This is a genomic window from Pseudomonas fluorescens (assembly GCF_001623525.1).
Taxonomy (GTDB): domain Bacteria; phylum Pseudomonadota; class Gammaproteobacteria; order Pseudomonadales; family Pseudomonadaceae; genus Aquipseudomonas; species Aquipseudomonas fluorescens_Q.
This window is the reverse complement of sequence record NZ_CP015225.1, coordinates 2512407-2524227: the sequence shown is the minus strand read 5'-3', so window position 1 is coordinate 2524227 and position 11821 is coordinate 2512407. Positions and strand designations below refer to the sequence as shown.

The following is an 11821-nucleotide window of genomic DNA, read 5'->3' as shown; positions in this document are numbered from 1 at the left end:
GCGAGTTCTCGGTCGGGCCTTTCGATAATTGAGATTATTCGAAAGGCCCGCGTTATTATTGGTTGTTATTAGTGGTTGCCGGATTGTGTTGCTGAATTGCCCCCACAGCCCCCACTCCCTCCGCTGCCACCTTTACATCCACCACCACCGCCGCATCCGCCGCTTCCCCCGCAACCACCTGCGCTACCTGATCCTCCTACAGTCGGCGTATATGGTGTGTTACCGAAGTCGTCTGTGAATAAAAATATTACTTCACCTAATTTCTCGGGTTTGTTGTTCGGCTTCATATTTAAATTCCTCTTTCCTTGAGTAAGTTTGCCGTGCAGCTTTGCCGGCGACTTAATTTTTAGCGAGGATTAGATAAGTTGGCAATCACGTTTTTTTTGAGGCGTAGGAAGCGTCTTTCACGCCAAAGAGAAAGTTCTGATGCGTTTTTTTTCGCTAATAGGTGGCGTTAGTGGAGGAAGGAAGAAATGCGTAGGCGACGGGATAAAAAATCTTATGCAGGACAAATAATTACGCGGGTCATATACCTAGACGTAGATGACGATTAAATATTCTTCAGGTGGGAAGTTTCCTACTCTTGACACAGTCTATTTCTGCTTTTTATTTTCCGCTAGGCGACGAACGGTCATTCCGCTCTAGAGCAGAACGCTGACGCCCGTCACCTCTCGAACAACTACGCTTGAATCAAACCCGCTCCGGCGGTGCCTCGCTCGGCGGGTCACCCAGCGGCGGTTGTGGGGCGAGTGGCGGGTCTTTCTCTGGAATAGGCTCGGGATCAGGGCCGGGTGGTGGCAAGGTGGGATCATCGATGTTCGGATCGGGTGTTTCGGCCGGGATGGGAATATTCATCTGGACGGGTCTCCGTGACGCACATGGCTTGAGTCGTGCTTATTGTTGTTGACCTCCTTGCACCGGCTTTGATCCCCGGGATGCACAGGGGCAAATCCCTCTGAACTTTTAGTCGTTGATTCGGTTCGGAGTTTAAGTGAGTTTTTTCAGGGACCCGTTGGGCCTTTACCGCCACAAGCGCGTCCATGGGGCGTAAAAGGAGCGATGCTCGATGACTGCCGAACACCCGACTGAACTGGCCTACAACCCGCATTTGCCGCTGTCTCAAGCCTTGCTGTTGCCGCGTATCGCTATTGAAAACACCATGCCGGTGATCGACGGCGGACAATTCGCCGCCAAGGCCGTGGCTGGGCAGGACGTGACAGTGACCAGCAAAGTCTTCGCCGATGGTCATGACAAGCTGGCCGTGCGCATTCGCTGGCGTGCGCTGCAGGACGAAGTGTGGAACAGCGAGGTCATGAGCGACCTGGGCAACAACGGCTGGCGCGGGCAGTTCAATGTGCCGGAGCAAGGTCGCTATGTCTTCTGCATCGAGGCCTGGATCGATCAGTTCGCCAGTTTCCGCTACGAACTGGAGAAAAAATTCGGTGCGGGGGTGCCGATCAGCCTGGAGCTGCAGGAAGGACGCAATCAAGTGCAAATGGCCGTCGAGCGCAGCACAGGGGAGCTGAGCGAGCAACTGGCGGCCCTGCACCACCAGCTCTCCGGTCTGTTGCCGACCGAGCAGGTGGCGCTGTTCCTGGCACCGCGCAGTGCCGATCTGATGTCCCGGGCCGATCATCGCCCGTACTTGAGCATCAGCGCCGAGTATCCGCTGGATGTGGAGCGCAAGCTGTCTGAGTTTGCCAGCTGGTATGAGCTGTTTCCCCGCTCGATCACCGACGATTCTGCGCGCCATGGCACCTTCAACGACGTGCACTCGCGCCTGGCGGTGATTCAGGACATGGGCTTCGACGTGCTGTACTTCCCGCCGATCCACCCCATCGGTCGCAGTTTCCGCAAAGGCCCGAACAATTCCCTCACCGCCGGTCCCGACGACCCGGGCAGCCCGTATGCCATTGGCAGCGAGGAGGGTGGGCACGAGGCTATTCACCCGCAATTGGGTAGCCGCGAGGACTTCCGGCGCCTGGTGGCGGCGGCCGCTGACCACGGCCTGGAGATCGCCCTGGACTTCGCGATCCAGTGTTCCCAGGATCACCCCTGGCTCAAGCAGCACCCGGGCTGGTTCAGCTGGCGGCCGGACGGCACGATCAAATATGCGGAAAACCCGCCGAAGAAATACCAGGACATCGTCAACGTCGATTTCTACGCGGCCGATGCGATTCCCAGCCTGTGGACGGAGCTGCGGGACATCGTGGTGGGCTGGGTCAAGGAAGGCGTGAAGATATTCCGCGTCGACAACCCTCACACCAAGCCGCTGCCGTTCTGGCAATGGCTGATCGCCGATGTGCGGGCGCAATACCCTGAAGTGATCTTCCTGGCTGAAGCGTTCACCACGCCGGCCATGATGGCGCGGCTGGGCAAGGTCGGTTATTCCCAGAGCTACACCTATTTCACCTGGCGCAACACCAAGGCTGAGCTGGCGACCTACTTCAGTGAGCTCAATGAATCGCCGTGGCGTGAATGCTACCGGCCGAATTTTTTCGTCAACACGCCAGACATCAACCCGGCCTTTCTCCATGAGTCGGGGCGCGCCGGTTTTTTGATCCGCGCGGCCCTGGCAACCATGGGCTCAGGCCTGTGGGGCATGTATTCGGGCTTCGAGCTGTGTGAGTCGGCACCGGTGCCGGGCAAGGAGGAATACCTCGATTCGGAGAAATACGAGATCCGCCCCCGAGACTTCACCGCGCCGGGCAACATCATTGCCGAGATCGCCCAGCTCAATCGTATCCGTCGACAGAACCCTGCGTTGCATACGCACTTGGGCCTGAAGGTCTACAACGCCTGGAATGACAACATCCTGTACTTCGGCAAGCGCACCGCCGACGGCAGCAACTTCATTCTGGTGGCGGTGAGTCTTGATCCGCACAACCCGCAGGAAGCCAGTTTTGAGTTGCCGCTGTGGGAGATGGGCCTGCCCGACGACGCCCAGACCCAGGGCGAGGATCTGATGAATGGCCATCGCTGGAGCTGGTATGGCAAGTACCAGTTCATGCGCATTGACCCGGCTTACCAGCCCTTTGGAATCTGGCGGATCAGCGTGGCGTGACAGGCGCGATGCCGAGAAAGCGCTGTTGTGTCGAGTGAGCTGTTGTGTGGCGAGGGAGCTTGCTCCCGCTGGGTCGCGCAGCGGCCCCAAAAAAGCGATGAGTGCTGCGCACTCAAGCGGGAGCAAGCTCCCTCGCCACACAACAGCTTCCTGCACAGCGCCCTTGCCACATAGACCTCACAAGCCTGCTCCAGCGGCTTTATTGAATTCATCAGGAGTTGCAAATGGCGAAGAAACCCCGGTCTGCCACCTTCATCAAAGATCCGCTCTGGTACAAGGATGCGGTGATTTACCAGGTCCACGTAAAATCCTATTTCGACTCCAATAACGACGGGATCGGTGACTTTCCCGGCCTGATCGAAAAGCTCGATTACATCGCCGACCTGGGCGTCAACACCATCTGGCTGCTGCCGTTCTATCCTTCGCCCAGGCGCGATGACGGCTACGACATTGCCGAATACCGTGGCGTCAGCGCCGACTACGGCACTATGGCCGATGCGCGGCGGTTCATTGCCGAAGCCCATAAGCGCAACCTGCGGGTAATCACCGAGCTGGTCATCAACCACACCTCGGACCAGCACCCCTGGTTCCAGCGTGCGCGCAAGGCCAAGCCGGGTTCGAAGGCGCGGGACTTTTACGTCTGGTCCGATGACGACCACAAATACGACGGCACGCGAATCATTTTCCTCGACACCGAGAAGTCCAACTGGACCTGGGACCCGGTGGCGGGCCAGTATTTCTGGCACCGCTTCTATTCCCACCAGCCCGACCTCAACTTCGATAACCCGCAGGTCATCAAGGCCGTGTTGTCGGTGATGCGCTACTGGCTGGACATGGGCATCGACGGCCTGCGCCTGGACGCCATCCCGTACTTGATCGAGCGCGACGGCACCAACAATGAAAACCTGCCCGAGACCCATGACGTCCTGAAGTTGATCCGCGCCGAGATCGACGCCAACTACCCCGACCGCATGTTGCTGGCCGAAGCCAACCAGTGGCCGGAAGACACCCAGTTGTACTTCGGCGATGTCGACGCCCAGGGGATGAACGGTGACGAATGCCACATGGCTTTCCACTTCCCGCTGATGCCACGCATGTACATGGCATTGGCCCAGGAAGATCGTTTCCCTATCACCGATATCCTGCGTCAGACCCCGGAGATCCCCGCCAATTGCCAGTGGGCGATTTTCCTGCGCAACCACGATGAGTTGACTCTGGAGATGGTCACCGACAAGGAGCGTGACTACCTGTGGAACTACTACGCCGCCGACCGTCGGGCGCGTATCAACCTGGGCATTCGTCGGCGCCTGGCGCCGTTGGTGGAGCGCGATCGTCGTCGCGTCGAGTTGCTCAACAGCCTGCTGCTGTCGATGCCCGGCACGCCGACGCTGTACTACGGCGATGAAATCGGCATGGGCGACAACATCTACTTGGGCGACCGTGATGGCGTGCGTACGCCGATGCAGTGGTCCATCGACCGCAATGGCGGTTTCTCCCGCGCCGACCCGGCCAGCCTGGTGCTGCCACCGATCATGGACCCGCAGTACGGCTACCAGTCGGTCAACGTCGAGACCCAGGCGGGCGATCCGCACTCGCTGCTCAACTGGACGCGGCGGATGCTGGCGGTGCGCAAGCAGTCCAAGGCCTTCGGCCGTGGCACGTTGAAGATGCTCTCGCCGAGCAACCGCCGGATCCTGGCCTATACCCGCGAATACACCGGGCCTGACGGCAAGCACGAAATCATCCTCTGCGTGGCCAACGTGTCTCGCAGCGCCCAGGCTGCTGAACTGGATCTGTCGACCTACGCCGGCATGGTCCCGGTGGAGATGCTCGGCGGCAACGCCTTCCCACCCATCGGCCAGTTGAACTTCCTGCTGACCCTGGCGCCGTACGGCTTCTATTGGTTCGCCCTGGCAACAGAGAACCAGATGCCGAGCTGGCACGTGGAACCGGCCCAGAGCTTGCCGGACTTCACCACCCTGGTGCTGAAAAAGCGCCTGGAAGAATTGCTCGAAGCGCCATCGCGCACCACGCTGGAGCAAACTATCCTGCCGAGCTGGCTGCAGAACCGGCGCTGGTTCGCCGGCAAGGACAGTGCGATCGAGAAGGTCGAGATTGTCTATGGCGTGCGCTTTGGTGACCCGCAGCACCCGGTGCTGCTCAGCGAAATCGATGTCACCAGTGGCGGTCAGACCCTGCGTTATCAGCTGCCGTTCGGCCTGCTCGCCGAAGACCAGGTCGGTGCGGCGTTGCCGCAGCAACTGGCGTTGTCGCGGGTACGTCGGGTGCGTCAGGTGGGCCTGATCACCGATGCATTCAGCCTGGAAAGCTTCGTGCGAGCCGTGCTGCACAGCATGCAGGCCGCCACCGTGCTGCCGTTCGCCGAAGGTGAGTTGCGCTTCGAGCCCACCGAAGGCCTGGCCGCGCTGAACCTGGGAGACGAACCAGAGGTACGTTACTTGTCCGCCGAACAGTCCAACAGTTCGGTGGTGGTGGGCAGCAGCCTCGTGCTCAAGCTGATTCGCAAGGTCGCCTCGGGTGTGCACCCGGAACTGGAAATGAGCGCCTACCTGACTGCTGCCGGTTTCGGCAACATTTCACCGCTGTTGGGTTCGGTGGTTCGCCGCGACGCCCAGGGTGAAGATGCGCTGCTGATGATCGCCCAGGGCTACTTGAGCAATCAGGGCGATGCCTGGGAATGGACCCAGAACAACCTCGAACGCGCCCTGCGCGATGAGCTGGCGGACGCGGTGTCCGAGCAGGAGCAGCATTACAACGCCCTGGGTGAACTGAAGGATTTCGCCGGCATGCTCGGCCAGCGCCTGGGGGAAATGCACCAGGTATTGGCCCAAGCCACTGACGATCCGGACTTCGCGCCGCAGGCCACCAACGCCAAGCAAGCCCAGGCCATTGGCAAGGACGTGGCTGCGCAAGTGGAAAACGCCTTGCGCCTGCTCAAGCAGAACCAAGGCCAATTGAACCCGGCGGACCAGGCCATGGTCGCACGTTTGCTGGAGCACAAGAAAACCGTCCTGGCCCATGTCCAAGCACTGGCCGGCAAGGCTGAAGGAGGCTTGCGCATTCGCGTCCATGGCGACCTGCACCTGGGGCAGGTACTGGTGATCAAGGGCGACGCCTACCTGATCGACTTTGAAGGTGAGCCGGCGCGGCCATTGCATGAACGACGGGGCAAGCACAGCCCTTATAAGGACGTCAGTGGCGTGTTGCGTTCCTTCGATTATGCCGCGGCCATGGCGATTCACTTGCACACCGTCGACAGCACGGCTGATGCCGATGCGGCGCGGCAACGGGTCGCTGATCGTTATCTGAAAGAGGCTCGCCAGGCATTTGTCGAGGCATATCGGCTGGCGGCAGCTAGTCTTGCCCATGAGTGGAAGGATGCTGAAGGCGAAGACGCCGCACTGGCGTTGTTCGGCCTGGAGAAGGCGGCCTATGAAGTGGCCTATGAGGCCGAGAATCGCCCCACCTGGCTGCCCGTGCCGTTGCACGGTCTGGTCGGGTTATTGAGTGGGCTGCAACCCTTTTCCGACGTAGCCGGACCGATTTAGTGGAGAGAATCATGAGTGTCTCGAACAAAGAACCACAGGGGCAGGCCAAAGAGTCGTTGCTGCCGGCGCCCCATGACATCGACGCGCTGGTGCGCGCCGAACACCACGACCCGTTTTCCATCCTGGGACCTCATGGCGACGACGCCGGCGGCCAATTCATTCGCGCGTATCTGCCCGGTGCCCTGAGCGTGCATGTGCTGGCCCGCGATGGCGGCGAAGAACTGGGGGAACTGCAACCCACCGCAACCCCGGGGCTGTTCGTCGGCCATTTCGACCGTGCCCAGGCGTACTTGCTGCGCACTCGTTGGGCCGGAGGCGAGCAAGTTGCCGAAGACCCGTACAGCTTCGGTCCGTTGCTGGGAGAGATGGACCTTTACCTGTTTGGCGAGGGCAATCACCGCGACCTCAGTTCCTGCCTCGGTGCGCAACTGACCACCGTCGATGGCATCGACGGCGTGCGGTTCGCTGTCTGGGCGCCGAATGCCCGGCGCGTTTCGGTGGTCGGGGATTTCAACGTGTGGGACGGGCGTCGGCATCCGATGCGCATCCGTTATCCGTCCGGCGTATGGGAGATATTCATCCCGAGGCTGGGTGCCGGTGAGGGTTACAAGTATGAGATCCTCGGTGCCCACGGCATCTTGCCGCTCAAGGCCGACCCAGTGGCCCTGGCCACGCAGATGCCGCCCGACACGGCGTCGAAAGTCGCCTCACCCCTGAAGATCGAGTGGCAGGACGACGAGTGGATGCAGCACCGTCGCGAGCGGCAGCTCCCGGGTGCGCCGCTGTCGATCTACGAATTGCACGCCGGCTCCTGGCAGTGCGAAATCGACGAGGCGGGGGAGGTGGCCCGGCAATACAACTGGCATGAAATGGCCGAGCGGCTGATCCCGTATGTCAAGGACCTGGGCTTCACCCATATCGAGCTGATGCCGATCATGGAGCACCCATTCGGCGGCTCCTGGGGCTATCAGCCGCTGTCGCAATTCGCGCCAACGGCACGCTTTGGTTCGCCGGACGATTTCGCGGCATTCGTCAACGCCTGCCACCAGGCCAGTATCGGGGTCATCCTCGACTGGGTGCCGGCGCATTTTCCCACCGACACCCACGGCCTGGCCCAGTTCGACGGCACCGCGCTGTACGAATACGGCAACCCGCTGGAAGGCTTCCACCAGGATTGGGACACGCTGATCTACAACCTGGGCCGTACTGAAGTGCACGGCTTCATGCTGGCGTCGGCGCTGCACTGGCTCAAGCATTTCCACGTCGATGGCCTGCGAGTGGATGCCGTGGCCTCGATGTTGTATCGCGATTATTCGCGCAAGGCCGGCGAGTGGGTGCCTAATCGCCATGGCGGACGGGAAAACCTGGAAGCCATCGATTTTTTGCGGCACCTCAACGATGTGGTGGCCTTGGAAACCCCCGGTGCGCTGGTCATTGCCGAAGAATCCACGGCTTGGCCGGGCGTCAGCCAGAGCACCCAGCAGGGCGGCCTGGGCTTCGCCTACAAGTGGAACATGGGCTGGATGCACGATTCGTTGCACTACATCCAGCAAGACCCGGTGTACCGCGCCCATCACCATAACGAACTGAGCTTCGGCCTGGTGTATGCCTGGTCCGAGCGCTTCGTCCTGCCGATTTCCCATGACGAAGTGGTTCATGGCAAACGCTCGCTGATCGACAAGATGCCCGGTGACCGCTGGCAGAAATTCGCCAACCTGAGGGCCTACCTCAGCTTCATGTGGGGCCATCCCGGCAAGAAGCTGTTGTTCATGGGTTGTGAGTTCGGCCAATGGCGCGAGTGGAACCACGACCAGCAATTGGACTGGTACCTGCTGCAATACCCTGAGCACCGTGGCGTGCAGAAACTGGTGAGCGATCTTAACCGTCTGTATCGCGAAGAACCGGCGCTGCATGACCAGGATGATGCGCCCCAGGGTTTCCAGTGGTTGATTGGTGACGATGCGCTCAACAGCGTCTACGCCTGGCTACGTTGGAGCAAGGAGGGCCGGCCGGTGTTGGTGGTCGCCAACTTCACGCCAGTGCCGCGCGAGGCCTATCGGGTCGGCGTACCGTTCGCCGGGCGCTGGGTTGAATTGCTCAACAGCGATGCCGACACCTACGCCGGTTCCAACTATGGCAATGGCGGTGGTGCCTCCACCGAAGAAGTGCCCAGCCATGGCCAGGCCTTGTCACTGGAGCTCAACCTGCCGCCGTTGGCGGTGTTGATCCTGCGGCCGGAGGGTTAGGTTCTACAAAAGCCTGAAGGCGAATGATGACTGTGGCGAGGGAGCTTGCTCCCGCTGGGCTGCGCAGCAGGCCCCTTCGGGCGGTCGCTGCGCAACCGAGCGGGAGCAAGCTCCCTCGCCACAAGAGTTTGCGGTGGTCATAAAATCCAAGACCACCCCATTGGATGTGCCCACCTGAAGGAGTTTTGTGATTCCTTCAGCGCACCAGGCACGGCCGCTTGTTGTTGAACGTCCAGCCTGGAATCAGGAACTGCATCGCCACCGCATCGTCCCGCGCGCCTAACCCCATGCCCTTGTACAGCTCATGGGCCTTGGCCAGTTGGTCGGTGTCCAGCTCAATCCCCAGCCCTGGTTTTTTCGGCACCTGCACGCAGCCACCCTGGATCTGCAACGGTGCCTTGGTCAGGCGCTGGCCGTCCTGCCAGATCCAGTGCGTGTCGATTGCCGTGATCTCGCCCGGTGCCGCAGCGGCCACGTGGGTGAACATCGCCAGGGAAATGTCGAAGTGGTTGTTGGAGTGCGAGCCCCAGGTCAGGCCCCATTCATTGCACATCTGCGCCACCCGCACGGAACCCTGCATGGTCCAGAAGTGTGGGTCGGCCAGGGGAATGTCCACCGACTGCAAGGTGATGGCGTGGCCCATCTCGCGCCAGTCGGTGGCGATCATGTTGGTGGCGGTCTTGAGGCCTGTGGCGCGACGGAATTCGGCCATGACCTCACGACCGGAATAGCCGTTCTCGGCGCCGCAAGGGTCTTCGGCATAGGCCAGTACCTTGTGCTGGTCGCGGCACAGGCGAATGGCCTCTTTCAGTGACCAGGCACCGTTCGGGTCCAGGGTGATGCGGGCCTGGGGAAAACGCTCGGCCAGGGCGGTGACCGCTTCGATCTCCGCGTCGCCCTGGAGCACGCCGCCCTTGAGCTTGAAGTCCTGGAAGCCGTAGCGCGAATGGGCTGCTTCGGCCAGGCGCACCACGGCGTCGGCGTCCAGGGCTTTTTCGTGGCGTACACGGAACCAGTCGTTGTCGGCGTCCGGCTCGCTGCGGTAAGGCAGGTCGGTCTGTTGGCGATCGCCCACATAAAACAAATAGCCGAGCATCTTCACTTCATCGCGTTGCTGGCCTTCACCGAGCAGCGCGGCGACCGGTACGTCCAGGTGTTGGCCGAGCAGGTCCAACAACGCCGCTTCCAGGCCGGTCACCGCGTGGATGGTGATGCGCAGGTCGAAGGTCTGCAGGCCACGGCCGCCGGCGTCGCGGTCGGCGAACGCCTGGCGCACCGTATTGAGGATCTTCTGGTACGTGCCGATGGGGCTGCCGACCACCAGCGAACGGGCGTCTTCGAGGGTCTGGCGAATGCGTTCACCACCGGGCACTTCGCCCACGCCGGTATGGCCGGCGTTGTCCTTGAGAATAACGATATTGCGGGTGAAAAACGGGCCATGGGCGCCACTGAGGTTCAGCAGCATGCCGTCGTGACCGGCCACGGGGACGATCTGCATGCTGGTGATGATCGGGGCTTTGCTGGCTTCTGGGGTGGTCATGTGCGCTTATCCTTGATGATCAGACGTGACTGGCGGCAGGAGGATTGGCCGGCGTCGTTGCAGATTTGGGTTTAGGCGTATTGCGTGCGGCGAACACGATGATCGCGGCGATGATCGAGGTGGCCGCCAGGCCATAGAGGCCGCCTTGGATAGACCCGGTGTGTTCTTCCAGCAGGCCGAAGGTGGTGGGGGCGACGAACCCGCCGAGGTTGCCCACGGAGTTGATCAGCGCAATCACCCCAGCGGCGATCCGGGCGTCCAGGTAGGCCTGGGGAATTGGCCAGAACAGCGACGACGCGGATTTGAAGCCCAGGGCCGCGAAGCAGATGGCGACGAAGGCGAAGATCGGCCCGCCGGTGGTGGACATGAACATCCCGGCTGCGGCGATCAACAAGGCGGTGGCGACCCAGGCCTGCTGGAACTTCCATTTGGCCGACAGCGAGGCGAAGGCATACATGCCGACGATCGACAGCAGCCAGGGAATCGAGTTGAACATCCCGACCTGGATGTCGCTCAGTTCGCCCATCTTCTTGATGATGCTGGGCAGCCAGAAGGTGGCGGCGTAAATCGTCAGCTGGATGAAGAAGTAGATCAGGCAGAACAGGATGATCTGGCGATCCTTGAGCAACTGTCCGATGGACAGTTTGATCGGCGAAGCGGCTTCTCGTGCGCGTTGTTCATCGTCGATGGTCTTGACCAGCACGTCTTGTTCTTCACGGCTCAGCCATTTGGCGTCATGGGGCTTGGAGTCCAGCCAGAACCAGACGAAGACGCACAGGCAGACGGAGAACATCCCTTCGATGAAGTACATCCACTGCCAGCCGTGCATGCCCAGGCCGTTGATTTGCAGGAGCAAACCCGACAGCGGGCCGGAGATCAGCGACGCAATGGCCGAGCCGCTGAGGAAGATGGCGATGGCTTTGCCGCGTTCAACCCCTGGCAACCAGCGGGTGAAGTAATAGATCACCCCAGGGAAGAAACCGGCCTCGGCCACGCCCAACAGGAAACGCAGGATGTAGAAGTGGGTTTCGTTCTGGATGAAGGCCATGGCCGCCGCCACCAGGCCCCAGGTGAGCATGATGCGAGTCAGCCAGATACGCGCGCCGATTCTTTGCAGCAGGATATTGGACGGGACTTCGAACAGCGCGTAACCGACGAAGAACAGGCCGGCACCTAAGCCGTAGGCGGCGGCACCGATCCCCAGGTCGTGCTCCATATGGGCACGGACGAAGCCGATGTTCACGCGGTCGATGTAGTTGACGATAAACATGATGACGAACAGCGGCAGGATGTGGCGCTTGACCTTGGCAATGGCCGACAGCAGCACCGGATCCGCTCCGGCATTCGCCTTGAGGCTGGATGTGTTCACTTGGTTTTTCTCCCACTCGTTATTTTTATGCGG

General features: G+C 60.9%; 6 protein-coding genes. 3 read left to right on the top strand and 3 right to left on the bottom strand.

Going from position 1 to position 11821, the window contains the following annotated elements:
* Positions 1–690: 690 nt before the first annotated feature.
* Positions 691–855 (bottom strand): hypothetical protein, encoded by a 165-nt coding sequence (locus TK06_RS32735; protein WP_170842385.1) that lies wholly within the window; start codon positions 853–855, stop codon positions 691–693.
* A 211-nt stretch (positions 856–1066) separates the two neighbouring features.
* On the opposite strand from TK06_RS32735, the gene TK06_RS10705 reads away from it, so the two are divergent.
* The 3 genes from TK06_RS10705 (at position 1067) to glgB (ending at position 8879) form a co-directional block, all read left to right on the top strand.
* The gene (locus tag TK06_RS10705) at positions 1067–3064 is read left to right on the top strand and encodes an alpha-1,4-glucan--maltose-1-phosphate maltosyltransferase (protein WP_063322048.1); all 1998 of its coding nucleotides are present in this window, start codon (positions 1067–1069) and stop codon (positions 3062–3064) included.
* Positions 3065–3288: 224 nt separating this feature from the next.
* Complete coding sequence (gene treS / locus TK06_RS10700; RefSeq protein ID WP_063322047.1) at positions 3289–6633, top strand: maltose alpha-D-glucosyltransferase; 3345 nt, start codon at positions 3289–3291, stop codon at positions 6631–6633.
* 11 nt (positions 6634–6644) lie between these two features.
* Positions 6645–8879 (top strand): 1,4-alpha-glucan branching protein GlgB, encoded by a 2235-nt coding sequence (gene glgB / locus TK06_RS10695; RefSeq protein WP_063322046.1) that lies wholly within the window; start codon positions 6645–6647, stop codon positions 8877–8879.
* Between the two features lie 196 nt (positions 8880–9075).
* Here glgB and gudD read toward each other — a convergent pair whose 3' ends face one another.
* Positions 9076–10419 carry a glucarate dehydratase gene (gene gudD / locus TK06_RS10690; RefSeq protein WP_063322045.1) on the bottom strand — a complete coding sequence of 448 codons (1344 nt, stop codon included), beginning with the start codon at positions 10417–10419 and terminating at the stop codon, positions 9076–9078.
* Between the two features lie 19 nt (positions 10420–10438).
* Complete coding sequence (locus tag TK06_RS10685; RefSeq protein WP_063325132.1) at positions 10439–11788, bottom strand: MFS transporter; 1350 nt, start codon at positions 11786–11788, stop codon at positions 10439–10441.
* Between the last annotated feature and the right edge of the window lie 33 nt (positions 11789–11821).